At 43.7% G+C, this 23,298-nt stretch carries 25 protein-coding genes; 22 read left to right on the top strand and 3 right to left on the bottom strand.

The genetic code is table 11. From position 1 onward, the window contains the following. Window positions 1–42 precede the first annotated feature (42 nt). On the bottom strand, window positions 43–1,494 hold the full coding sequence (locus DYADSP32_RS28860; protein ID WP_149239515.1) for an arginine deiminase family protein: 1,452 nt from the start codon (window positions 1,492–1,494) through the stop codon (window positions 43–45). 276 nt (window positions 1,495–1,770) lie between these two features. Between DYADSP32_RS28860 and sufC the strand changes: the two genes are divergently transcribed. From sufC to DYADSP32_RS28910, 10 genes are all read left to right on the top strand, one after another. Further along, a complete protein-coding gene (gene sufC / locus DYADSP32_RS28865; protein ID WP_149239514.1) occupies window positions 1,771–2,529 on the top strand; it encodes a Fe-S cluster assembly ATPase SufC in 759 nt (252 codons plus the stop codon). Window positions 2,530–2,595: 66 nt separating this feature from the next. After that, entirely contained in the window at window positions 2,596–3,915 is a 1,320-nt protein-coding gene (sufD, locus tag DYADSP32_RS28870) for a Fe-S cluster assembly protein SufD (RefSeq protein WP_149239513.1), read from the top strand. A 95-nt stretch (window positions 3,916–4,010) separates the two neighbouring features. Next, window positions 4,011–5,237 (top strand): cysteine desulfurase, encoded by a 1,227-nt coding sequence (locus tag DYADSP32_RS28875; protein ID WP_149239512.1) that lies wholly within the window; start codon window positions 4,011–4,013, stop codon window positions 5,235–5,237. 37 nt (window positions 5,238–5,274) lie between these two features. Then, window positions 5,275–5,655 carry a DUF5618 family protein gene (locus DYADSP32_RS28880; RefSeq protein ID WP_149239511.1) on the top strand — a complete coding sequence of 127 codons (381 nt, stop codon included), beginning with the start codon at window positions 5,275–5,277 and terminating at the stop codon, window positions 5,653–5,655. 81 nt (window positions 5,656–5,736) lie between these two features. Continuing rightward, window positions 5,737–5,925, top strand: coding sequence for a hypothetical protein (locus DYADSP32_RS28885; RefSeq protein ID WP_149239510.1), 189 nt, complete (start codon window positions 5,737–5,739; stop codon window positions 5,923–5,925). Further along, window positions 5,913–6,203: a type II toxin-antitoxin system RelE/ParE family toxin gene (locus DYADSP32_RS28890; protein WP_149239509.1), complete on the top strand. Its 291-nt coding sequence runs from the start codon at window positions 5,913–5,915 to the stop codon at window positions 6,201–6,203. Before DYADSP32_RS28885 ends, DYADSP32_RS28890 begins: the two co-directional genes overlap by 13 nt. Before the next feature lie 3 nt (window positions 6,204–6,206). Then, the gene (locus DYADSP32_RS28895) at window positions 6,207–6,638 is read left to right on the top strand and encodes a SufE family protein (RefSeq protein WP_149239508.1); all 432 of its coding nucleotides are present in this window, start codon (window positions 6,207–6,209) and stop codon (window positions 6,636–6,638) included. Between the two features lie 11 nt (window positions 6,639–6,649). Beyond that, window positions 6,650–6,961, top strand: coding sequence for an SUF system Fe-S cluster assembly protein (locus tag DYADSP32_RS28900; RefSeq protein WP_149239507.1), 312 nt, complete (start codon window positions 6,650–6,652; stop codon window positions 6,959–6,961). 154 nt (window positions 6,962–7,115) lie between these two features. Then, entirely contained in the window at window positions 7,116–7,544 is a 429-nt protein-coding gene (locus DYADSP32_RS28905; RefSeq protein WP_149239506.1) for a BrxA/BrxB family bacilliredoxin, read from the top strand. Between the two features lie 157 nt (window positions 7,545–7,701). Beyond that, window positions 7,702–8,808: a hypothetical protein gene (locus tag DYADSP32_RS28910; protein ID WP_149239505.1), complete on the top strand. Its 1,107-nt coding sequence runs from the start codon at window positions 7,702–7,704 to the stop codon at window positions 8,806–8,808. A 67-nt stretch (window positions 8,809–8,875) separates the two neighbouring features. Here DYADSP32_RS28910 and DYADSP32_RS28915 read toward each other — a convergent pair whose 3' ends face one another. Then, window positions 8,876–11,356 (bottom strand): PIG-L family deacetylase, encoded by a 2,481-nt coding sequence (locus tag DYADSP32_RS28915; protein ID WP_149239504.1) that lies wholly within the window; start codon window positions 11,354–11,356, stop codon window positions 8,876–8,878. Window positions 11,357–11,374: 18 nt separating this feature from the next. Further along, complete coding sequence (locus DYADSP32_RS28920; RefSeq protein ID WP_149239503.1) at window positions 11,375–12,022, bottom strand: 4'-phosphopantetheinyl transferase superfamily protein; 648 nt, start codon at window positions 12,020–12,022, stop codon at window positions 11,375–11,377. A gap of 81 nt (window positions 12,023–12,103) precedes the next feature. On the opposite strand from DYADSP32_RS28920, the gene DYADSP32_RS28925 reads away from it, so the two are divergent. From DYADSP32_RS28925 to DYADSP32_RS28980, 12 genes are all read left to right on the top strand, one after another. Beyond that, complete coding sequence (locus DYADSP32_RS28925) at window positions 12,104–13,783, top strand: C45 family autoproteolytic acyltransferase/hydolase (protein ID WP_149239502.1); 1,680 nt, start codon at window positions 12,104–12,106, stop codon at window positions 13,781–13,783. Between the two features lie 63 nt (window positions 13,784–13,846). Then, window positions 13,847–15,109 (top strand): AMP-binding protein, encoded by a 1,263-nt coding sequence (locus DYADSP32_RS28930; protein WP_149239501.1) that lies wholly within the window; start codon window positions 13,847–13,849, stop codon window positions 15,107–15,109. Between the two features lie 32 nt (window positions 15,110–15,141). Next, on the top strand, window positions 15,142–15,750 hold the full coding sequence (locus tag DYADSP32_RS28935) for a hypothetical protein (RefSeq protein ID WP_149239500.1): 609 nt from the start codon (window positions 15,142–15,144) through the stop codon (window positions 15,748–15,750). Between the two features lie 139 nt (window positions 15,751–15,889). After that, window positions 15,890–16,537: a hypothetical protein gene (locus tag DYADSP32_RS28940; RefSeq protein WP_149239499.1), complete on the top strand. Its 648-nt coding sequence runs from the start codon at window positions 15,890–15,892 to the stop codon at window positions 16,535–16,537. Between the two features lie 125 nt (window positions 16,538–16,662). Beyond that, a complete protein-coding gene (locus tag DYADSP32_RS28945; RefSeq protein WP_414618142.1) occupies window positions 16,663–17,373 on the top strand; it encodes a YdcF family protein in 711 nt (236 codons plus the stop codon). An 18-nt stretch (window positions 17,374–17,391) separates the two neighbouring features. Then, complete coding sequence (locus DYADSP32_RS28950) at window positions 17,392–18,453, top strand: methyltransferase (protein WP_149239498.1); 1,062 nt, start codon at window positions 17,392–17,394, stop codon at window positions 18,451–18,453. Between the two features lie 37 nt (window positions 18,454–18,490). After that, a complete protein-coding gene (locus DYADSP32_RS28955) occupies window positions 18,491–18,979 on the top strand; it encodes a hypothetical protein (RefSeq protein WP_149239497.1) in 489 nt (162 codons plus the stop codon). A 30-nt stretch (window positions 18,980–19,009) separates the two neighbouring features. Further along, window positions 19,010–19,921, top strand: a complete 912-nt coding sequence (locus DYADSP32_RS28960) for a hypothetical protein (protein WP_149239496.1) — start codon at window positions 19,010–19,012, stop codon at window positions 19,919–19,921. Further along, window positions 19,921–21,063 (top strand): beta-ketoacyl-ACP synthase III, encoded by a 1,143-nt coding sequence (locus tag DYADSP32_RS28965; RefSeq protein ID WP_149239495.1) that lies wholly within the window; start codon window positions 19,921–19,923, stop codon window positions 21,061–21,063. The genes DYADSP32_RS28960 and DYADSP32_RS28965 overlap by 1 nt, the downstream gene beginning before the upstream one ends. A gap of 39 nt (window positions 21,064–21,102) precedes the next feature. Beyond that, window positions 21,103–21,501: a hypothetical protein gene (locus DYADSP32_RS28970; protein ID WP_149239494.1), complete on the top strand. Its 399-nt coding sequence runs from the start codon at window positions 21,103–21,105 to the stop codon at window positions 21,499–21,501. Window position 21,502: 1 nt separating this feature from the next. Continuing rightward, window positions 21,503–22,537, top strand: coding sequence for a BtrH N-terminal domain-containing protein (locus tag DYADSP32_RS28975; RefSeq protein WP_149239493.1), 1,035 nt, complete (start codon window positions 21,503–21,505; stop codon window positions 22,535–22,537). A gap of 11 nt (window positions 22,538–22,548) precedes the next feature. Then, entirely contained in the window at window positions 22,549–23,298 is a 750-nt protein-coding gene (locus DYADSP32_RS28980) for an ABC transporter ATP-binding protein (protein WP_149239492.1), read from the top strand.

Below are 23,298 nucleotides of genomic sequence, written 5' to 3' on the forward strand. Positions count from 1 at the left end.
TAGCAATTGGTGATCCAACGTGCGGGTATAATTCGGAGTAACTCAAACCCGCAGGAGAGGCATGCTCATGCAATGGGATCCGCCCCTGGCCCGTGACAGCTCTGCCGAGGGTAAGGTGATGAAGGTGTCGGAGATATTCACAGGAGATAGCTCTCCGCACTCAAACTTAGCTATGAGTTCTTTGGCGCTGATGACGGCGTAACCATGAGACTTGAAGGCCTCCAGGGTTTTGTCATTTCTGTCGTAACCAATGACCACACCGTCTTTTATTGCCAGCAAATTACACGAATCGGTCCATTGCTCGCGCTCGCCATAAGGGAATTCATTGTTGCCTGAGTAAATAAACTGCACCGCTTCCTCACAGCCAAGATCGTTTTTACTAATATCGGCCAGCAGGTCTTCCAGGTTTTCTATTTCGGTAGGTTGTTGTTCACGGCCTTTGGTAAATTTGAGTATCCTGAATTCCTGGTTAGCCTCCTTCGCAGCAAAATAATGTAAGGCATCTTTCAGTTTGGCATTGTCGCCGGTTCTGGCCAGCGATGCAAGCAGTACCCAGGTGTTCTTACGCACTTGTGTGAAGATGGTATCAATGTGCATGTAATCCCTCTTTTTTGGTATTTTGATGAGGGTAATTTTATCTACCACATTTTTCTCAAACAAAATATTCATGACCTGTTGCGCGGCATAAACAGAAGTGCGTTCGCTGCAGCCTATCAACAGGTGGCTGGGAGCCACCATCATGACGTCACCTCCTTCGAGGGTACATCGGTTATGGTCATTCGCCTTTTCCTCGTCAGGTAGTAAAAAGTGTCGTTCATTATCTGGAATTTCAATGACCTTTTCTTTCATACCCGCAAACAGGGGGTGGTAGAAGAAGACAAACTGCGCCAGGATGGATTCGCGGGTGCGGGCTGATTTGGCAGGTTTGTTTAATAAAATATGATCGTTGATCACGATACCAATATCGCGCATGAAAATGAGATTGGGAAGCGGAGCAAACAGCATACGTTTATCAGGGCAGGAGCCCGAAATGAAAATCTTTGCGAGTTCGTGGGCTTCGTAGGTCTCCAGTTCCTGTTGTATTTGATAGGAGCATCTTTCGATACCGCAAATCGCTGCGGTTAGTTTAATTCTGACTTGTTCTTCAGTAAGTATTTGTCCAAGAAGATTCTGTATGTCGATCACACGGTCGGAATCGAAATAGTTTTTATGCCCCGGGATGTAAAATGATCGCGAGGCATCGCTGTCTATTTGCTTAATTTTTCCTGCTACCTTTTCCGGATCCAGAAAGTAGAGCAGGATCTTAACATAATAGTCGTACTCGTCGCGTCGCATCGTGTCCAGGTGCACAATATCCTCGAAAAGCCAGTCCTGAGCCTTGGAAGGTACCACCTTGCCTAAGCCTTTGTCCGGACTGTGAATGAGTAGCCTTTTGAGGAGCCCTGTTTCCGAGGAAACCTTTATTCCACTCAGTGGTGACCCGGGTGCTTCCATGAATTTTTGTTTTAAGTTTTGCTTGTCTCAGTGATCTTCCGATAGGTGCAAAGTAAAGCCTATTGACGATAATTAAAAGTAAGCTGTCAAGGCAAGATTTTGAATTTTGGCTCTCACGCAACACAAATCTTTATAAATGTGAACGGTAGTATCTGCAAAAGGGTTGTACAGTTTAAGACAGGTGGAAACTCCGTTCTGTTATTTTCATATGCGGTCAAAGTGTCGTACTTTTGCGCTAAAATACCAGGAACTACATATTTTAGGATAAATTTAGTTATGCTCTCGATTAACGATTTGCGGGCCTCAATTGAAGGCAAAGAAATACTTAAAGGAATAAATCTGGAAGTTAAACCGGGCGAGGTTCATGCAATTATGGGCCCAAACGGTTCCGGCAAGAGTACTTTGGCCTCGGTGCTGGCCGGGCGGGAAGAGTATGAGGTTACAGGAGGCAGCGTTGTTTTTGAGGGGAAAGATCTGCTGGAACTCGCAGCTGAGCAAAGAGCAGCAGAGGGTATCTTTCTTGCCTTTCAATATCCTGTAGAAATTCCCGGCGTGACAACAATCAATTTTTTGAAAACGGCGGTTAATGAGATCAGAAAATACAAAGGAGAGGAGCCTTTGGACGCCGCCCGGTTTTTGAAAATGGTGCGTGAAAAGGCCAAACTGGTAAGTATGAACGATTCGTTACTGAAACGTGCATTAAACGAAGGTTTTTCGGGTGGGGAGAAAAAACGCAATGAGATTTTTCAAATGGCGGTTTTGGAGCCCAAATTGGCTATTTTGGATGAAACGGATTCAGGTCTTGATATTGATGCCCTTCGTATTGTAGCTGAGGGGGTTAATTCACTTCGCTCTCCTGAGCGTTCGGCTATTGTGGTTACCCACTATCAGCGGTTGTTGGATTATATTGTTCCCGATTTTGTACACGTTCTTTATCAAGGCAGGATTGTGAAATCAGGTCCAAAGGAACTAGCTTATGAGTTGGAAGAAAAGGGATACGACTGGATCAAAGCCGAAGTAGCGGCTGTGAGCTAAGTACAGGCGGTTGAATGGAACTTTCAAAAGGCTCCGGAAATTTCTCGCATACCATAATGACTAAGAATGAGTACTGAAACCATAGATTTAAAGACAAAACTTGTAACTGATTTTTACACCAGAGAATCAGTCTTGAATGGAGAAGCGCAATCGGCTTTTCATCAGAAGAAGCGTGCCGCATTGGCGGAGTTTGACAGGCTTGGTTTTCCTACGATAAAAAACGAAGAGTGGAAATACAGCAATGTACGTGACCTGATCAGTGAAACGTACCATTTTGGTGCTGAAAGCCAGGTTTCTGTTGCTGACCTGGAAGATTTGAATATTCCGGAGCATGTTGCCAACATACTTTATTTTGTAAATGGGCATTATGATCCTTCACTATCAAAGATTGTCTCTTCGTCGGATCAGATCATTGTTGATTCGTTGCATAACGCTTACAAAATCAACCCTGATCTCGTCAATAGTTATTTTGACGAACTGGTTTCGGATGCTGCCGATGCCTTCACTGCGCTTAACACAGCCTTTGCCCATGATGGTGTTTTTATACATGTTCCTGATCATCAGGTACTGCAAGAGCCTGTCATTCTTCGGTTTATAAGCGATGCGCGTGTTGTAAATGTGGGTAGTCAGCCAAGGAATGTAATTGTTGTCGGGAAAAACGCTCAGGTGAAGTTTGCCGAAGCATTCCGAACCATCGGTGATGCCAGATCTTTTACCAATACGGTAACTGAAATTCACATGAGCGAAGACTCCAATGTGGAATATTATAAGGTGCAGAATGAAAGTGATAATGCTTATCATGTAGGGACTACACAGGTAAGGATGCTCGACAGGTCGCACTTTTATGCCGGAACGGTAACGCTGAATGGCAAATTCACGAGAAACAATCTGAATATTGTCATAGACGGTGAGCGTTGTGAGGCGCATATGTATGGGCTGTACTTTCCGGATGGTACCCAGCATGTGGATAATCACACGGTAGCGGACCACCGCAAACCCAACTCCGAAAGTAATGAGCTGTATAAAGGAATATTGCGTGACAAGTCGAAGGGCGTGTTTAATGGCAAGATATTTGTAAGGCCCGACGCACAGAAAACAAATGCGTTTCAGTCCTGTAAAAACATCGTTTTGTCTACCGAGGCTACGATGAATACCAAACCCCAGCTGGAAATATATGCAGATGATGTAAAGTGCTCGCACGGAACCACCACCGGGCAAATTGATGATGAAGCCTTGTTTTACATGCGTTCAAGAGGTATTTCAAAAGCGGAAGCGATGTCACTTTTAATGTTTGCTTTTTGTGCAGATGTAGTGTCTCAAATAAAAATTGATTCCATTCGTGCGTATCTTGAAAACGTGATTTCGGAAAAACTGACCACGAAATAATGAAATAACGGTTGGCGAGGAGTCACGTTGTAATTTTAATGTTGCCCAACCTCACATCTCAATCAGGTTGGGCATTTTTCTAAATAGTGGTGAAGATGAATAACAAGCTGGATATAAATTTGATAAGAAATGATTTCCCCATCCTCAAGGAAGTGATCAACGGGAAACAACTTGTTTATCTCGATAATGCGGCTACTACGCAGAAGCCGCAGTTGGTGCTGGATGCACTAACCGGATATTATGAGCACTACAATGCCAACATTCACAGGGGAATTCATCAACTCGCCGAAAAGGCCACAGCGGCTTTTGAAGAATCGCGTCTTCGTCTGCAAAAGTTCATCAATGCCCCTTCTGCCGAGGAGGTAATTTTGACTTATGGCACCACGGATGGTATTAATCTGGTAGCCCAGACTTACGGACGCAGTTTCATCAAGGAGGGTGACGAAATTATTATTTCCACGATGGAACACCACTCCAATATTGTTCCCTGGCAAATGCTTTGTGAGGAAAAAGGGTGTGTGCTGAGGGTGATTCCCATCAATGATCAGGGCGAGCTGTTAATGGATGAATTTGAAAAACTGCTTTCCGAGCGGACCAAATTCGTTTCTGTGGTGCATGTCTCCAATGCGCTGGGTACCATCAACCCGGTGAAGGAGATTATTTCAAAAGCACACGCGGTGGGTGCGAAGGTTTTGCTCGATGGTGCTCAGGCAAGTTCCCATCTGCATCTCGATGTGCAGGATCTGGATTGTGATTTCTATACATTATCTCTGCATAAAATATATGGACCCACCGGGATGGGGATTTTGTACGGGAAAAGAGCACTTCTGGATGCCATGCCACCGTATCGGGGCGGTGGTGAAATGATCAAGGAGGTGACATTTGCGAAAACGACTTACAATGAGTTGCCTTACAAATTTGAGGCTGGTACACCAAATATTGCTGATGTGGTGGCTGCCAAATATGCGCTGGATTACGTCGACCTTCTTGGTAAGGAAAACATTGCGTCTCACGAAAATGATTTGCTGGAATATGCCACCGCTGCTTTGAAAGAAATAGATGGTTTGCGGATAATCGGTGAAGCTAAGGAAAAAGTGAGTGTGGTGTCATTTGTCATGAACGGCATCCATCATCAGGATATCGGAGTGATCCTGGATCAGCATGGTATTGCGGTGCGTACAGGCCATCATTGCACCCAGCCACTCATGAACCGATTCAACATAACCGGAACCACAAGGGCCTCGTTTGCTGTTTACAATACGATTGAGGAAGTTGATCTTTTGATCAAAGGTCTGCATAAAGTGAAGAAGATGCTTGGTTGATAATTTCCTATATTTGATTTCATCAAATCAAACTAAAATGGAAATTAAGATTTTGGAAGCAAAGCGATATCTGGAAAATGCCAGGGAAATTTTGACTGAAAAAGCTAAAAAGGAGGATGGGTATTATCAGGATAAAAAATATGTAAAGCTAGCCGGACATGCCGCGTATGCGGGGGTGGTTGTTGCTCTGGATTCGTATCTAGGGAATAAATCAAAAGGAAGAAAAGACGTGGATTGGTATAAGGCACAGCTGTCTGGACTAGACAAGAAACTTTTAAATACATATGTTTCGGTTTACAACACCCTGCTTTTATCCATGAGTTATGATGGAAACCCCAATACGAAGGTTGCGAAAGCTGGTCTTGAGGATGCAGATTATATCATTAAGTGGGTAGAGAATCGGACTGCGGTTGCCTGAAAAAGTTGTCGAAAAGCAAAAGACGCAAATGAACATTTTGAATGCCAGGTTGTATTAGTTGTTTGTATTAAGTAGCCAATTATGGAAACCATCTCAAAGACTGTGCTTATCGACGCTATATCTTTAATGCCTGATCAGGTCGACATTGAAGAGGTAATTGAACAGGTTATATTGATCTCGAAAGTGGCAAGGGCACGGCAACAAATCCTGGATGGACAAGTTTCAAGTCATGAAGAGATTAAGGATCAGTACTCGAAGTGGCTAGGATAATTTGGTCAGACGAAGCCAGACAGGATTTGTATTCGATTTTTCTGAAGTTAAATTCAGAGTCCCAGTCGTATTCTAAGAGATGGATTAACGAAGTATTCGAGAAAACGGAGTTGTTGCTTCGCTTTCCCAAGATAGGAAGAAAAGTTCCGGAAATTAACATCAAAAATATAAGAGAGGTTTTCGCAGGGAGGTATCGAATTTTGTACAATATCGGTGTGCATGGCGACATTGAAGTGCTTGCGATCAGACATACCTCACGGCCATTTACAGAACACTAATTCATGACAGTTAACGAAGCACAAGACGAGCTTATAGAAGATTTTGATTTGTTTGACGAACAGTTGGACAAAACGCAATATATAATTGATTTGGGAAGGAAATTGCCACCTATACCTGAAAAGTATTTGACCGATGATCATTTGATCAGAGGCTGTCAGTCGAAAGTTTGGCTCGGTGCAGAATTTAAAGAGAATAAGCTTTATTTTTTTGCCGATGCAGAACCTACCGCGCAGATATCAAAGGGATTAGTAAGTTTGCTTATAAAAGTCCTGTCAGGAAGGACCCCGGACGAAATTGTTAATGCAGACTTGTACCTTATACAAAGGGTAGGCATGGGTGGTTTGATCACGTCATTAAGGTCGGGAGGATTGGCCTCCATGATTCAGAAAATGAAATATTATGGCACTGTGTACTCGAATCTAATAGAGAAATAAATATAAATATCATGTCAGAGTCAGAGTTGCGTGAAGAAGTTGTAAAGGCCATTAAACAAGTTTACGATCCGGAAATACCCGTTGACGTGTATGAGCTTGGTTTAATTTATGATTTGAAAATTTTTCCGATCAATAACGTTTATGTTTCCATGACGCTGACGTCGCCGTCGTGTCCGTCGGCTGGTACTTTACCGGGTGAGGTGGAGCAAAAGATCCGGGAGGTTGAAGGGGTGAATGATGTGAGTCTGGAGCTTACCTTTGATCCACCATATACGACGGAAATGATGTCAGAAGAAGCAAAACTCGAACTTGGATTTATGTAGATAAGGGCCGTTGGGCTTTACTCCTTGATAAAATTTCGGGGTTATTGAAACTTGGTTCAAAGTTCAATTGTTCTTTACAGAATTCTACTACCATGAGCTAAAGGCTTAAAGCCAATAGCTATGAGCTAAAATATAACTATAAACAAACAAAAATATGTATCCACCACAATTAGTGGCACCGATGAAAGCCGAGTTGGTCAATGCAGGTTTTCAGGATTTGACATCCGCAGAAGAGGTTGATAACTTTATGCAAAACACGAAGGGTACAGCCCTGGTGGTAATCAATTCGGTATGCGGATGTGCAGCAGGTGCGGCACGTCCGGGTGTAAGAGCAGCTTTGACCCGCAGTGAAATCAAGCCAGATCATTTGGCAACGGTATTTGCAGGTTTTGACCTCGATGCTGTTTCTAAAATGCGTGAGTACACTTTACCCTATCCGCCTTCTTCACCGGCTGTTGCCTTATTTAAGGATGGAGAGCTGATCCATTTTGTTGAGCGCCATCACATTGAAGGGCGTTCTGCTGAAATGATTGCACAACATTTGCAAATGGCTTTCGAAGAGTTTTGCGCTACCGAAGCGTAATTCATATTCCTAAAACATAATTAAACGGCTGCTTTCAATTAAATTTGGGAGTAGCCGTTTGTGTTGAGAGCCTAATGCGTACCAGGCTTCAATATTATTGGAGAATATGCATTTCGCCTTGTGGTTCCTTTTACATTTCCCATTTTACTTTTTTCAAATGCGCGGACACCGATTTAGTAAATTCGTACCAGCAGAACAGGGTGCCAATTCGAAATTTGACCAACTGTTTAATATTTTTCAGCAATTGCTGCTGATGACCTCGGGAGATGTGAGCGAAGCTATGGCCTGGCTGAGTGAACTGGACAGACAATACAAGCTCACCAACGACTCTTACGGAGTAGGGGACTTTTTTGATGACCTTAAAAAGAAAGGATATATTACGGAGGAGAAAGGTGACGAGGGGAAACTAATTATGACCCCAAAATCGGAGAAGAGTATCCGAAAAAGTGCGTTGGACGAAATCTTTGGCAAATTAAAGAGATCAAAATCCGGTGGTAATCACCACACACCGCACATGGGAAGTGGTGATGAGTTAAGCAGTGATATTCGCCAGTTCCAGTTTGGCGATACACTGGATCAGATATCGATGACCGAATCGATCAAAAATGCGCAGGTAAATCACGGAATCGGTGACTTTATGCTTATGGAGAACGACCTGGAAGTGGTGGAACGGGAACAAAAAACGACCACCGCAACGGTTGTCATGATTGATATCAGCCACTCCATGATTCTGTATGGAGAGGACCGCATCACGCCAGCCAAAAAGGTGGCACTTGCACTTGCAGAATTGATCAGAACAAAATATCCCAAAGACTCATTGGATATCATTGTATTTGGAAACGATGCCTGGCAAATCCAGATTAAGGATCTTCCCTACCTGGAAGTGGGGCCTTATCATACCAATACGGTTGCGGGACTCGAACTCGCTATGGATATTTTACGTAGGAAAAAGACCCGTAACAAACAGATTTTCATGATCACAGATGGTAAGCCAACCTGCCTGAAGGAAGGTATCAAATATTACAAAAACAGCTTTGGACTTGATCGGAAGATTATCAGTAAAACCTTGACCCTGGCGGCGCAGTGTCGCAGGCTGGACATTCCTGTCACGACTTTCATGATTGCCACGGATCCGTATCTCAAGCAATTCGTTCAAAATTTTACCCAGGTAAACAATGGCCGTGCATATTACAGCAACCTACAGGGCTTGGGAGGATTTGTACTGGAAGATTTTCAAAGAAACAGAAGGAAAAATGTAAAGTAAAATCTTCGGCTATCGGCCTTCATGATCGGCTTTTAGGCTCATAGTGAAAGCGGATAGCCGAGGTGGTTTATTGTTTTTTCCCTACGGAAATCAGATTTGCAAACAAACGATAAGCGCCCGTTACCCCTGCCGGCAGTTCTCTAAAGAAAGAAAGACCCGTATAGATATAGTGCCCTTTCCCATATTGTGCATACAGCAAGGCACCTTCTTTGCTCATTTCCCCTGTATCATTTCCCGACAATAGTGCCTTATATTTGGTTTTATCCCAATCCTGTGCAAAATAAAGTCCGCGCTCCTGTATCCATCCATCGAAATCTTTACTGGTAATTTTGTTTGGGTAATTCAACAACGGGCTGTCTGGAACAAGAAATTTCATTTCGGCATCTTCCTCGGAAATTCTGTCGCGCCCGGTTTGCAGGAAGTAAGGGCCAATTTGCTTGACTTTAAGGTTATTAGGTATGGTGTATTGTACCACCATCGTGCCTCCGTTTTTAACATAATCCATCAGCTTGGCCTGATCGTGCAATAGCCGGGCTTCGGTATTGTAGGCTCTTACGCCCACCACAATGGCGTCATAAACACTAAGATCTTTTGATAATTCGGCTACATCCAGCATGGTTACCTGGCAGCCAATCTGCTGAAGCGCCAACGGCACGTCATCACCCGCCCCGGCGATGTATCCGATTCTGGTTGCAGTGGTTTTGATATTTACCCTGGCCAGCCTGGCTTCCGACACCGGGAATATTGTTTGGGGGGGTATATGTCTGTAATCAATGGTCCGGATTGATCTATCAAAGGTTTGGCCATTCATGGAGGCAATTGCTGTAATGGTAATTTCCTGATTGCTGACCGGCGGAGTTACAGAAAACTGAAATGTCTGTCCCTTATATTTTTCGGCAATATCAAAATCGGCTGATTGAGGTACAGATTTCCAACCGGATGGTAAAACCAGCGATACTTTTCCGGTTACCTTATCTTTCTGTGCTTCCACCTTAACATTGATTATTTTTGGGCTGGCTGTCGGAAAGAGAAAAACGGGTTCCGTAATATTTGTTGTAACTGCGGGTCTGATTTCGAATGGGCGATATATTTCGCCTTCGGCCGGGTTGGTATATTTGTAAATCCAGGGACGTGAAAAGGTGAATATTTGCCCGTCTATTTCAAATACATAACGGGTTATGGTTTCGGGTCGGTTTTCCGGATATCCGATATCCTGTTGATTATCAATCTGAAAACTCCCTTTATCCAATGGTTTTTCCAGCCAGTAAGGCTGGCTGATTTTGAGGGATTCCGGCAAACGGGTTTTTATCGAAAATACATTAGCCTGGTTGTTATCAAGTGCCAGATTTAGCGTGCTGTCGGAGGATTTTCCAGTCCAGCGCAAGGAAAGCAACCTGACCGGATACCCTGAACGCTTCACCACGGAAATATTGAGTGCCGCAACGTCTCCGGCAACCGAGGAGAACTCCATTGGATTACTTTCAAACCATAAACCCAGGCACTGAACAATCAGGTTTTTGACTTCTTCTTTTTTTGTTTTTACGTACAAATTCGTGCTGTCAAGCCGGTTAAGCGCCTGGTTGATTTTTAACAAACCGGGTACGGAAGCCGATGGATCATTGACGGAGTAGCTTTGAATGAGGCTTGTGACAAGGGACTGAACCTGATCACTTCCTTTGACACGTTTCCAACTGAGATCAATACCTTCGAACAAATCCTTTTGAGCCGCTTCTCCTTCCTTGTGCAAAAAATAGTCAATCCTTGTACCGCGATTGGGAGCACTTCCAAATCCCTGGCTTCGGTGCTGGCTCCGGCTTTCGGCTGCAATCTCGGTGTAGGATTTTCCAAGTACCGCGTTATAGCCGCCAATTTCAATTGAAATGAATGAATTCTTTTCTCCGGCGGGTGCTTTATTGGTAAATCCAGGTGTGAAGGTGTTCCAGACAAGGCGCTTGGCTTGCCATGTTTTCACAAATTTCAGATGATCCGGATACGCGTTGGCATCTGCAGATAATTGGAATGCTTTTTCTGCCAGAAAGGCCGAGGCTTGGTGATGACCATGTCCGGCCCGCGGATCCGGGGGGAAACGGGTTATGATTACATCTGGCTGGAATTTTCTGATCATCCATACCACGTCACCAAGTACTTTGTCGCGGTTCCAAAAGTTGAGCGTTTCATCCAGCGTTTTGGAAAAGCCAAAATCGTAGGCACGGGAGAAAAACTGCTGTGCGCCATCTATTTTTCGGGCACCAAGCAACTCCTGCGTGCGAATGACCCCAATATTGTAGCCTTGTTCCGGACCTATCAGGTTTTGGCCTCCATCACCTCGTGTTAGGGATAGATAGCCTGTTATTACCATTTGATCCTTCGAAAGATAGGATAACATCAGTGTGTTTTCATCATCGGGGTGAGCGGCGATGTGCAGGACAGAACCAACCACATTCAGTTTTTTGATACCCTGAAAAATGTCAGAAGAAGATAAGGCCGGAATCTGGGCCTTTATGGATAAGGATAGAAGCAATAATGTAAGCGTAATGGATTGTTTCATGCGCATGGGTGATGAGGACTATGAAAATTGAGTGATTGGCTTAACTGTCCAGGTTAATACGTATTCATCAAAAAAGTAATAGTCGATCCGAATTTTTTCGGTTATTTTTCGGCTATAAATAGTAACTTCAATTGGTTCGTTTTGGTTGCTGTTAAAGGATTTTATGACTATATCTTTTTTCACATTCAGCTCATTTTGCCCGGCAAACTTAAATGCGGCTTCTTTTGCAGACCAAAGTAAATGCATCAGTGCGTTATTATGGATATCTGCCCAGTGTAGTTCTTCGTCATTCAGGAAATAATCCGCACTGGACGTGACGGTAGGTTTTAGTTTTTGTACGTCAGCACCAACCGGCCCGGCTGGGCTCAAATATACACAAGCGTATTGGCCCGAATGCGACATGGATATCTGATACTTACCCTCATCATCAAAGGGCTTTCCATTCAAATCATACCGAACCTGCACGACGTGGCTGTTTATTGACCGCATCAGATTTTTGCACGCCAGCCATTCTTTCTTTCTTCTTAGGCTAATTCTTTTCTCTAAGTTTACCTGATCAATGGGAGTAAGTTCTATGTTCAGCAGCAGCTCTTCGAGTGATTCTGTAATATGCCACAGCCCCAGCAAGGAGTCGTTATCAAACTTTTGAATGGAGACTATGCCCATTTTATTCTATTTTTGCGTTTTAACTGATGGCAGGATAATGCATATCCTGGTACAAAGAAAGCGCTAAAATTGCCTTGATTGATGCTCCCCAAAAATAGAATTGCAAGATTGACAGTAAAAACGGTCGGTGTTTTTCTCCTTGTGCTTGCCATATTGTTTGTGTTTTTTATATGGCGCATCCGGGTTCCGGATCCAAAAGTATCAAGTAACAAAACACCTGAGAGCTTCAAACGTGAGGTAGTAAGTAAAGACCATTTTCGGGTGGGCAATTGTTGGCTTAGAAAGAACAAGTATGGGATTTGGGAAATGTATCTGGAAGGTGAAGCATACGAACGTGGCCTGATTTATGGAGTTCTGGCCAGGGAGCTCATGGAGAAGCAAGAGGTTCATTTTGTAGGGCAGATCAAAGAAATGATACCCGGGGAATTTTTTTTGCAGGTTCTCAAAGGCTTCGTTGGCTGGTTTAACCGGGATATTTACAAGTACATTCCCGACGAAAATCTTCAGGAAATTTTTGGGGTTTCGCAGTCTTTCCCGGATCAGTTCAACTACATCGGGCCGAAGTATTATCGAATTTTGAACTACCATGCGGCGCATGATATCGGGCATGCCCTTACCGACCTGAATATGGTAGGCTGTACTTCATTTGCCGTTAATGGTTCGCTTTCGAAGGATTCGTCTTTGCTTATTGCCCGCAATTTTGATTTTTATATGGGTGATGCCTTTGCCGAAGATAAGCTGATCGTGTTTATGAATCCGGCAAAGGGTTACAAGTTTGCATCCTATGCCTGGGCGGGGCTTACGGGTGTGGTTTCCGGAATGAATGAAAAAGGGATCACAGTTACATTAAATGCTTCAAAATCGGATATTCCTTTTGCTGCGAGAGAACCTATATCCATTCTGGCACGGGAGATTCTCCAATATGCTGGAACCATAAAGGAAGCGCAGGTGATAGCCTCCCGAAGTGAAACGTTCGTTTCAGAGTCTTTGCTGATTGGTTCAGCGGCTGACGATGATGCGGCGATCATCGAAAAGTCCCCGAGTGAAATGGATACGTATGCCTCGGTGAATAATCAACTCATTTGTGCCAATCATTATCAGGGCGATGCTTTTGTCAATGATTCTGTAAATATCTACAATATCAGAGACACGGATTCTAAGTCCCGTTATGACCGCATGGATCAATTGATGAGCAGGTCCTATCCGATGGACCTGAAGAAGGCTGCGGCCATTCTCAGAGACAAGAATGGGTTAAATGACAAATTTATAGGCTACGGAAATGCCCGTTCCTTAAACCAGCTTATTGCGCATCATGCAGTTTTGTTTAAGCCCACTGAGCGCAGATTGTGGATTTCAACCCAGCCCTACCAGCTTGGTGCATTTATTTGCTATGACCTCAAAGATGTTTTTGGTCGAGACGGAAACTTTACCGCTGTGGACTCACTTTCCATCCCCGCAGACCCATTCCTGAATTCCGGGGATTATCGCAAATTTGAGGCCTTTAAAACTGTCAGGCAGCGTATCAACAAATATGTAATGCTCGGTATTCCTTTTGATCTTTCCCTATCGGTCGAGCAGAAGTTTATAGCAGACAATCCGCAAAGCTACATGACTTATCTTTCGCTGGGTGATTATTATTTCAAGAAAAAAAACAAACAGAAGGCCGCTGGGTACTACCGGCAATCTTTAAAGCATGAAGTTTCGTCATTGAATGAAAGGAAGGCGATTGAGAAGAAATTAAAGAACTGCGAAGGTGTGTAAGTAGAGAAAGTACAACCTGATTTTGAAAAAAATAAATTGGCCGAAGCTAAATTCCAAACCGGTATGGAAACTGATAATCCATTGAGAGCGCAGAACCTTAAATTACAGGAACTGCTGAGATATGTTTCAGAAAAATCCCCCTTTTACCAGCAGGTGTTTGCCAAAACGGGAGTGGATGTAGGTTTGATCAAAACGGCGGATGATTTGTCTGTTTTGCCATTTACCACCAAGGATGATCTCGCGGGAAGAAATGATGATTTTCTATGCGTTCCGAAGACTAAAATTGCCGATTTTGTTACCACTTCCGGTACCATGAGTGACCCCGTCGCTTTTTATCTGACGGATGCAGATGTAGAAAGACTTGCTGTCAATGAAGCGGAATCGTTCCGATGCGCTGAGGGGAGCGAGCAGGATATTTACCAGCTCATGACCACCATCGACAGGCGGTTCATGGCCGGGCTGGCCTATTGGATGGGTGCCCGGAAAATGGGCGCAGGTATGATCAGAGTAGGGCCGGGAGCTCCGTTTCTACAATGGGAATCTATTCAGCGTTTTTCTCCAACGGTGCTCATTGCCATTCCTTCCTTTATTCCCCGACTTATCGAGTATGCCGAAGCCAATGGAATCGATTATAGATCCTGCTCGGTCAGATCGATCATTTGTATTGGAGAACCCATCCGGAATCCTGATTTTTCGCTCAATGAATTGGGAAAACGGATCACGTCACAATGGGGTGTAAAACTATTTTCCACTTACGCTTCAACAGAAATGGGAGCGGCATTCACCGAGTGCGGTCAAGGCACAGGCGGGCATCTGAATCCTGACCTGCTTATACTGGAAGTGGTAAACGATGAGGGTAAAAGGGTGGGTAACGGCGAGCTCGGGGAAGTGGTGGTCACGACACTTGGCGTGGAGGGCATGCCACTGATACGCTACAAAACTGGAGACCTTTGCCACGTATACTATGAGCCCTGCAAGTGCGGACTTTCCAGTAATCGCCTTGGGCCGGTTGTGGGGCGCAAGCAGCAGATGATTAAGTTTAAGGGCACTACTATTTTCCCGCCTGCACTTTTTGATGTGCTGGATATGGTCAAGGAAATTGATCTTTACCAGGTCGTCGTATCCAAAAACGAGTTCGGTAATGACGAAATCACCATATTGTTATCACTGCAATTGAATACGTCCGCATTCCGCGAAATGCTTCATTCTTTGTTCAAATCAAAGCTCAGAGTTACACCTTACATGCAATTTATTACCACTGAAGAACTTACCTTCCGAATATTCAAACAGGAAAAACGCAAACCTGAAAAATTGATATATATTTGAAACGAGTATCACCCTTAAACGAATTCAAATTTATGAAACGAATTTTTTACGCGTCCATGGTTGCGCTGTCGGTGTTTGTGACTGATTCATTTGCTCAGAAAGTGAATGTGAAATCAGGCGATGTAGCTGTACTGGCGGGACAGAAAACAATCAATGTAGAATACGATTACTCAAGTTTTGGCGTAGGTAAATTTGCCACCGAAAAGGAATATCTGGATAAAAAATCGGAAGAGTACAATGCCAAAGAGGCCGGACGAGGTGACAGCTGGAAAAAGGCCTGGGTCGCAGACCGGAAAGACCGTTTTGAACCAAAATTCGAAGAACTTTTTAATAAAGGATTGGAGGACAAAGGCCTTTCTGTTGTAGGCGGGAGGCCGGATTCAAAGTATACGCTGATTGTACGTACTACATTCGTGGAGCCCGGATTTAATGTAGGTGTGATGCGAAAAAATGCCGCGGTGGATTTTCAGTTTGATATCGTTGAAAGTGCCAATAAGTCGTCAAAAGTAGCGGAGCTGTCTGTTCTGAAAGTGCCTGGCAGCATGGCTATGGGAATGGATTTTGATACTGGCGCCCGGTTGGCGGAATCGTATGCAAAGGCTGGCAAGGTACTGGCTAATTACATTGAGAAGAAGTTGTGAAATGCGGCCCACGCATAGTGGCTGGATTAAACCTTAGTGGTTCACTTTCGCTCATTTTTTTGACATAAAAAAGTCCTAACGCGTAGGAGCTAGGTTTGACTGATTATAACAATTCATTTACCGAAAATTACCTCGTTTTATGAAAAGACTCATATTTACACTTTTTGTTTTGCTAGCTGGCAATCAGCTGTTTGCGCAAAATACCATGTCGGACCTGTTTAATGGAAAAGCCAGGTTAACCTTTTTAGGCTTGGATTTTACGCAGTCCAAATACATTGGGCGGGCAGGATTTATGGATCCGGTGGCCATCAAAAATCAGCACATGGTGAGCTGGAACAACCTGATTGAGTTTGAACCTAAAAAGTTTTCACTTCAGAAAATATTTAATCTGAAAGATGACCAGTACGCTTCCAAGGTGGAAGATATGGTTACCCTAAACAAAACAGCCAATGTGGAGGGAAATATCATTGCCGATGCCTATGAAATCAGCGAAGATCAGGTGAAGAAGTCGGTGGCGAAATATTCACTGAGTGAGAAGTCGGGAATCGGGATTGTATACATAGTAGAAAGTTTGTTCAAGGCACCCGATGATTCTAAAGAGAAAAGCGCTATGACGGCTTGGGTGACTTTCATTGATCTCAGTTCGAAAAAGGTTCTGTATACCGAAAAAGTCCAGGGAAAGGCAGGTGGGATTGGCTTTAGAAATTTCTGGGCTGGGGGAGTATATCAAATAAATAAGGAGATCGAAAGCAATTTGTACAAGAAATGGAGTAAATCTTTCAAATAGATATGTGTTGTTGAGGCTTTTGGCACATATTTTGCTTAATTGTCAATCGTTTTATCTGGTAGGCTGTGGATTGCAACCAATTAGGCTGCTTTTCACAGCTTACTGTTTAATAAATAACCTGAATATTGGCTTTAAAAACAATCCTTTTCGCTTTGATCCTACTCGCCCTTCCGGGTTGTAGCAAAATGCTCTTTAAGTCTTCGGCGAAAGCCTTTCATGAAGGCATTGAAGAAAAGCCTTATGATGCGGTGATCGTTCCCGGCTTTCCATTCGACGGCAGTCAATGGGATCGGGTACATGCCATGAGAATTATTTGGGCCAGATTTTTGCTGGAAAAGGGTTATACAAAAAATATCATTTTCTCCGGCTCCGCAGTAGCCACACCTTATATAGAAAGTCGGGTAATGGCCTATTATGCCGAAGCATTAGGGATTCCGAAGGAGAATTTATTTACAGAGGAGAAAGCTGAACACAGCACCGAGAACGTTTATTATTCCTATCGTCTTGCAAAAGAGAAAGGATTTTCAAAGATTGCACTGGCAACGGATCCTTATCAGACCAGTTTTATGCGGAAGTTCATGCGTAAATTTGAACTTCCAGTTTCACTTTTGCCAATCGTCATCGACACACTAAGGACGCTGGATCATACCGAACCAGAAATTGATGTGGCGCCCGCTCTGAAGCCAGGGTTTGAAAAACTATCTGATAGGGAAGGATTTTTCAAAAGGTTCAAAGGAACCATCGGGAAATACATCATTTGGCATGAAGAGGATTTAAGGAAAAAGCGTTACAAGCGAAGATTTAAAAATAGAATGGTTCCAGCGGACCATGAGTAAGCGTAACAAACCTATATAATGAAAAAGGAGTTATCGGCCATTGATGCCAAATATGAAGCGCAGAAAATAGCATTTGGTCCAATGTATTTCCAGGCAGTAGTTGCCTTGAGGGACCTCGGTATTTTGGAGTTTATTTCCAGTCATCGCAAAGGCGTTACCATTGAAAAGATAGTTGATGAGATGGACGTTTCCGAGTATGGAATCAATCTGCTGATCGAAGCAGCCGAGATTCTGGGTGTCTTGGATGTGGAGGCAAATGTAGTCAGAATCAGCAAAGTTGGTTTTTTCCTTCTGAAGGACGAAATGACCAGAGTGAATGTTAATTTTATGAATGACGTTTGTTATCTCGGTGCAAAAGCGATGACCGACAGCATCAAAAATGGAAAGCCGGAGGGATTAAAAGTGCTGGGCGATTGGCCAACAATTTATCAGGGGTTGTCCATACTACCCGAACCTGCCAAAACTTCATGGTTTGAGTTTGATCACTATTATTCCGACGGCGCTTTCCCTGATGCTTTAAAAATTGTTTTCAGAACCCATCCCGGAACCATTTTTGATATTGGCGGGAATACCGGAAAATGGTCGTTTGCATGCTGCGACTATGACAACGATGTGAAGATAAAGATCCTGGATCTGCCTGTTCAGTTGAATGTGGCCAGGAAAAATGCAGAGGAACGCGGGCTTGCTGATCGCATTGATTTTCATGCGATTGATTTGCTGGATACCGCTCAGAAAATACCTCAGGGTGCTGATGTGATCTGGATGAGCCAGTTTCTGGATTGTTTTTCAAAAAAGCAGATTATCAGTATTCTTAAAAATGCCCATCAGGCTTCGTCCCAGCACACCAGGCTTTATATTCTGGAGCCATTTTTTGATAATCAAAATTATCCGGCGGCCCATTTTAGCCTGGTAGCTACATCACTCTATTTTACCATTATGGCCAATGGCAACAGTAAGATGTACCGTATCGAGGTGATGAAGGAGTTGGTTCGTGAGGCAGGTTTTGAGGTGATAGAAACTTATCCGTTGATCGGAGATAGCTATCATACCATCCTCGAATGTATGAAAAGCGCGCAATGATTCACATGGCTTACCGACACACTGAAAATCTGGAATAATGAATAGAAAGCCTCTCCAATATGCTTGTGGGCTCCTGTTATTTTTATCCTTCTCACTTACCCCGATCGATAAAAATGCATTTTATAAAACACTGGCGTCGGGGTCGGAGGAAGCAATAGACGGTAAACTTAAAGAGCTGCACAGGGCAAAACCGACCTCGCAGGTTTTGGCCTATCAGGGTGCTTTGCAAATGAAAAAGGCTGATTTTATAAAGGGGGTAAAAACCAAGGTGAATACGTTTAAGGCAGGTGCTAAAAGGCTGGAAAGCGAAATTGAGAAAAAGCCCGCCAATGTAGAGTATAGGTTTTTGAGATTAACTATTCAGGAGCATGCTCCGAAAATTCTCAACTACAACAAAAAAATTGCAGAAGATAAAGCCGTAGTGGTGGCTGGATTTGAAAAGTCGGAGGATGCGCTAAAATCGGTTATCTTAAACTATACGTTAACTTCAAAAATATTGAAGGAGAGTGATTTAAAAGGGAAGTGATATTTGCACAACCCCATTATAGGTTTTTAAATGAACAAAATACTTGTCGTCAGTTATTCGCAATCCGGACAGTTAAATGAAATTGTGAATCGTTTTTTGAAACCTTTCGATCCTTCAAGCATCGAACATTTAACGGTTCAGCCTCAAAAGCTTTTTCCGTTTCCGTGGACATCGGATGTGTTTTTCGACACAATGCCCGAAACGGTGCTGGAGGAGCCTATTTTATTGGCTGATATAAATCCCCAACAAGATAAGTACAGTTTGATCATTCTTGCTTATCAGCCCTGGTTTTTGTCTCCCTCATTACCGATATCGTCGCTGTTGCAGCAGGAAAAGTTTCGACAAATTATAAGTAATACGCCCGTGGTGACCTTAATTGGCGGACGAAATATGTGGCTGAATGCACAGGAAAGTGTTAAAAAGCACATTAAAGCTGCGGGGGGGACCTTGGTTGCAAACATTCCATTTATGGACAGGACGTCTAATCTGGTGAGCGCGGTTACGATTTTACATTGGATGCTTACCGGACGAAAGGATCGTAAATGGGGAATTTTTCCGTTGCCGGGCGTTAGCGATAAGGATATTGAAAGCGCCACTGGTTTTGGCAAAATGGTACGCAATGCGTTGGATAACAAAGATTTTAGCGGCCTGCAAAAGACAATTCTGTCCTCAGGTTTGATTGAAATCCCCACCGATATTTTATTTATTGAACAGAGGGCCAAAAAAATATTCTATTTGTGGGCCAATTTGATCAAAAAGAAAGGAACTACACCGCAAAAAAGAAAGAAATTAGTTGGTTTGTTTAAATACTATTTGCTGATCGCCCTATTTATGGTGGCACCTGTTTTGCTATTTGTCTACAATTTGCTGATAGCCCCATTTACCAAAAGTGCGATTGAGAAGAAAAAAGAATACTTTTGTGGTTTAGATTTAAAAGAATAATGTCAGAAGCATATATTACAAGGATTGCCAAGTTTTTGCCAAATGAAGCCGTTTCCAATGAGGAAATGGAACAATATCTGGGATACATTAACGGAAAGCCCTCGAAATCGAAAGCAATCGTTCTTCGCAACAACAAAATAAAAAGCAGGTATTATGCCATCACAAAGGATGGTACCGTAACGCACACCAATGCTGAAATGGCCGCTTTGGCGGTGAGAGCATTATTTGCAGATGCACCCGATACCTTGAAGGAAATTGATCTTTTAAGTTGTGCCACTTCCAGTGCAGATCAGCTCATGCCTTCCCATGGCGTGATGGTACATGGTCACTTGCCTGAAACAGAGTCTATTGAGGTGGTTTCGCCCTCGGGCGTATGCTGCGCAGGCATGCATGCTTTCAAGTACGCGTACATGTCGGTGAGGCTCGGCGAAAAGGTAAAGGCCGTGTCATGTGCATCGGAGCGGCTGTCGTCTGTTTTACGGTCAGATCAGTTCGAGGACGAAATTCAGCAGTTGATAAAACTTGAGCAGAATCCCTTTCTGGCCTTTGAGAAGGACTTCCTTCGGTGGATGCTCTCTGATGGCGCCGGATCTTTCTTGGTGGAGTCAAAACCAAATAAGGATTCGATCTCGCTAAAAATTGAATGGATAGAAGGGTGTTCCTATGCCAACCATGAGGAGGCATGTATGTACATGGGAGCAGATAAACTTCCCGACGGGACGCTCAAAAGCTATAAGGACTATAAACCGGATGAGGTGCTTGAAAAATCGATTTTGAGTATAAAACAGGATGTGAAGCTGCTAGGAGAAAAAATTGTGAAGCTGGGTTTTACCAAGCTTAAAAATATTCTGATTGAGAAAGGGGTGAGCATGGACGATGTGCAGTATTTTCTGCCTCATTTATCAAGCTACTTCTTTGAAAGCAAAATTGATGAGTTTTTCACCGAAAATGGAATTCCCATTCCCAAGGAAAAGTGGTTTACCAATCTGGACTCAAAGGGGAATGTGGGTGCAGCATCCATTTACATGATGCTGGAAGAGGTTTTCAATAGCGGACGTTTGAAAAAGGGGGAAAAAATACTCCTGGCCGTGCCCGAAAGCTCCCGTTTTTCGTATATGTTTTGCTTGCTTACAGTTGTCTGAAAGTTGTTCATGATTTGATAACTATCTCTTTATAAGTATATGAAAAAGGAAGACTTGCCGCAGGATCCGGGCGCCCTTGACCAGTTTACGAGGGAGGTAGTGTATGTTAAAAATGAAGACGGTAAGTATGAAACGGCGTTAAGCAGGGGATGGGATGTGAAAAAGGATGCACTGGATGGTGCATGGGTGGATGTAAATCAACGAATTGAGGATGCCCGAAAAGCGGTTGCGCTGGGAGAAAAGAGTCCGGTTCATTATTTTATGGAACTTCGGTTGATGGACATTCCGGTTCTGTCAGGTTACACTGGTTTTTGGGGATTTTTTATAAAACGTCACATGAAACCTGGCGTATTCAAGAATCTTAGCGACAAGAAGCTTGCGAAATATGCTAAGGCATTTGATATTTCTGTCGAGGAATTAAGAAATTTTAAAGGATAAAATGGACATGCAGGACAGTCAGATTGATGCTTTTCATCATGTGCAGACCGCACACTGCGAAAATGGTGTAACTACTGCTTTGCTGCGATATCATGGGCTGGATTTTATGACCGAGCCACTGGCTTTTGGCATGGGGTCGGGCCTTTTTTACATACAAATACCTTTTCTGACGGTTAACAACGGCCCGGCCATTTCTTTCAGAACAATGCCAGGAGCCATTTTTAAAAGAACGTGCAAGTCACTGGGTGTGGAGGTAACCCGGAAAAAATTCAGTAGTCAACAGGCAGCACAGGATTTTCTGGATCGAAAGATAGCAGAAGGGGTGCCTGTTGGCTGTCAGGTTGGTGTGTTTCATCTACCTTACTTTCCAAAGGAGTACCGGTTTCATTTCAACGCGCATAATCTTATCGTGTATGGCCGTGAAGATGGGAAATACTTGATAAGCGACCCGGTGATGGAGGACGTTACAACAATATCGGTTGAGGATCTTTCCAGAGTGCGATTTGCACAGGGCCCGCTGGCTCCCAAAGGGCATATTTACTTCCCCGAAAAAATTGGTTCCATTTCACACGACTTGATCAGGAAAGGTATAGCACGGGGCATCAACCGGAATGTGCGTGATATGCTTCGAATCCCAGGGAATTTTGCAGGTGTGGACGGCATCAGGCATACTTCCAATCATATCCGTAAGTGGAGGGATAAACTCGGTCTTAAAAAAGCGGGGCTGTATTTAGGGCAAATCGTTCGGATGCAGGAGGAGATTGGTACCGGAGGGGGTGGGTTTCGTTTTCTTTATGGGGCGTTTCTGGAGGAAGCAGCGGCCTATTTACAGAACGATAGCGTATCGGTGATTGGTGAAGATTTTACGAAGGCAGGTGATATGTGGAGAGCCAGTGCGATCAAAATGGCAGGTATTTACAAAGGCCGTCTTACAGAGCAAAAGGATTTTGAGGAAGTAGCGGATATGCTAGTTGAAATCAGATCTGTTGAAAAGGATGCTTTTCAGAAACTGTCGAAACTGAACCTGCGTGGGTGAAAAACGGACCTATGAGTGAAATTCCATGTATTGAAATTGAGCATGTTACCCAAAAATACAAATCCGCAACGGACAACAGTGTTTCGGGGGTTTCTTTGAAGATCAATCAATCAGATGTTTTCGGCTTACTGGGGCCCAACGGAGCGGGCAAGACTACCTTAATCTCTATTCTTTGTGGCATTATACCGCCATCGGCGGGGGAGATCCGTTTTTATGTAAAGGGCATGGAGATAGCGGAGAAAGAGCGAAGAAGTGTAGTGGGTTTTGTTCCACAGGAATATGCGTTTTATCAGGAATTAACTCCCCGTCAGAATCTCGACTATTTTGGGGCCATGTACAATTTGCCGAAGGCCGGTTTAATATCCAGAAGAGAAGAGTTACTGGATGTTTTGGGCTTGTCGAAATCGGCAGATAAAAAGGTGGAGACGTTTTCGGGCGGCATGAAACGACGGGTCAATCTGGCCATTGGCATTATACACAAGCCCGCTATCTTGTTTTTGGATGAGCCCACGGTGGGCGTGGACGTACAGAGTAAAAATGCAATTATCAGATACCTGCAGGAATTGAACATACAAGGTACCACCATCATTTATACATCTCACCACATGTCAGAGGCCGAGGAGTTCTGTAATCGCATTGCTCTGATGGATAATGGCAGGGTTATTGCGACTGGTGAACTTACCAGTCTGCTGGCACAAAATCATACTGAAAGTTTGCAATCCCTGTTTATAAAGCTGACCGGGGAGGAGTACAGAGACTGA

The organism is Dyadobacter sp. 32 (genome assembly GCF_902506755.1).
GTDB lineage: Bacteria > Bacteroidota > Bacteroidia > Cytophagales > Spirosomataceae > Dyadobacter.

What these genes read in the sequence shown, in the direction of transcription:
- DYADSP32_RS28955 (WP_149239497.1), top strand. Translation starts at nt 18,491, where the DNA reads ATGAATAGAAAGCCTCTCCAATATGCTTGTGGGCTCCTGTTATTTTTA.
- DYADSP32_RS28970 (WP_149239494.1), top strand. Translation starts at nt 21,103, where the DNA reads ATGAAAAAGGAAGACTTGCCGCAGGATCCGGGCGCCCTTGACCAGTTT.
- DYADSP32_RS28910 (WP_149239505.1), top strand. Translation starts at nt 7,702, where the DNA reads ATGCGCGGACACCGATTTAGTAAATTCGTACCAGCAGAACAGGGTGCC.
- DYADSP32_RS28965 (WP_149239495.1), top strand. Translation starts at nt 19,921, where the DNA reads ATGTCAGAAGCATATATTACAAGGATTGCCAAGTTTTTGCCAAATGAA.
- DYADSP32_RS28930 (WP_149239501.1), top strand. Translation starts at nt 13,847, where the DNA reads ATGGAAACTGATAATCCATTGAGAGCGCAGAACCTTAAATTACAGGAA.
- DYADSP32_RS28950 (WP_149239498.1), top strand. Translation starts at nt 17,392, where the DNA reads ATGAAAAAGGAGTTATCGGCCATTGATGCCAAATATGAAGCGCAGAAA.
- DYADSP32_RS28960 (WP_149239496.1), top strand. Translation starts at nt 19,010, where the DNA reads ATGAACAAAATACTTGTCGTCAGTTATTCGCAATCCGGACAGTTAAAT.
- DYADSP32_RS28895 (WP_149239508.1), top strand. Translation starts at nt 6,207, where the DNA reads ATGACAGTTAACGAAGCACAAGACGAGCTTATAGAAGATTTTGATTTG.
- DYADSP32_RS28860 (WP_149239515.1), bottom strand. Translation starts at nt 1,494, where the DNA reads ATGGAAGCACCCGGGTCACCACTGAGTGGAATAAAGGTTTCCTCGGAA.
- sufD (WP_149239513.1), top strand. Translation starts at nt 2,596, where the DNA reads ATGAGTACTGAAACCATAGATTTAAAGACAAAACTTGTAACTGATTTT.
- DYADSP32_RS28880 (WP_149239511.1), top strand. Translation starts at nt 5,275, where the DNA reads ATGGAAATTAAGATTTTGGAAGCAAAGCGATATCTGGAAAATGCCAGG.
- DYADSP32_RS28905 (WP_149239506.1), top strand. Translation starts at nt 7,116, where the DNA reads ATGTATCCACCACAATTAGTGGCACCGATGAAAGCCGAGTTGGTCAAT.
- DYADSP32_RS28875 (WP_149239512.1), top strand. Translation starts at nt 4,011, where the DNA reads ATGAATAACAAGCTGGATATAAATTTGATAAGAAATGATTTCCCCATC.
- DYADSP32_RS28980 (WP_149239492.1), top strand. Translation starts at nt 22,549, where the DNA reads ATGAGTGAAATTCCATGTATTGAAATTGAGCATGTTACCCAAAAATAC.
- DYADSP32_RS28885 (WP_149239510.1), top strand. Translation starts at nt 5,737, where the DNA reads ATGGAAACCATCTCAAAGACTGTGCTTATCGACGCTATATCTTTAATG.
- DYADSP32_RS28920 (WP_149239503.1), bottom strand. Translation starts at nt 12,022, where the DNA reads ATGGGCATAGTCTCCATTCAAAAGTTTGATAACGACTCCTTGCTGGGG.
- sufC (WP_149239514.1), top strand. Translation starts at nt 1,771, where the DNA reads ATGCTCTCGATTAACGATTTGCGGGCCTCAATTGAAGGCAAAGAAATA.
- DYADSP32_RS28915 (WP_149239504.1), bottom strand. Translation starts at nt 11,356, where the DNA reads ATGAAACAATCCATTACGCTTACATTATTGCTTCTATCCTTATCCATA.
- DYADSP32_RS28935 (WP_149239500.1), top strand. Translation starts at nt 15,142, where the DNA reads ATGAAACGAATTTTTTACGCGTCCATGGTTGCGCTGTCGGTGTTTGTG.
- DYADSP32_RS28925 (WP_149239502.1), top strand. Translation starts at nt 12,104, where the DNA reads ATGCTCCCCAAAAATAGAATTGCAAGATTGACAGTAAAAACGGTCGGT.
- DYADSP32_RS28975 (WP_149239493.1), top strand. Translation starts at nt 21,503, where the DNA reads ATGGACATGCAGGACAGTCAGATTGATGCTTTTCATCATGTGCAGACC.
- DYADSP32_RS28940 (WP_149239499.1), top strand. Translation starts at nt 15,890, where the DNA reads ATGAAAAGACTCATATTTACACTTTTTGTTTTGCTAGCTGGCAATCAG.
- DYADSP32_RS28900 (WP_149239507.1), top strand. Translation starts at nt 6,650, where the DNA reads ATGTCAGAGTCAGAGTTGCGTGAAGAAGTTGTAAAGGCCATTAAACAA.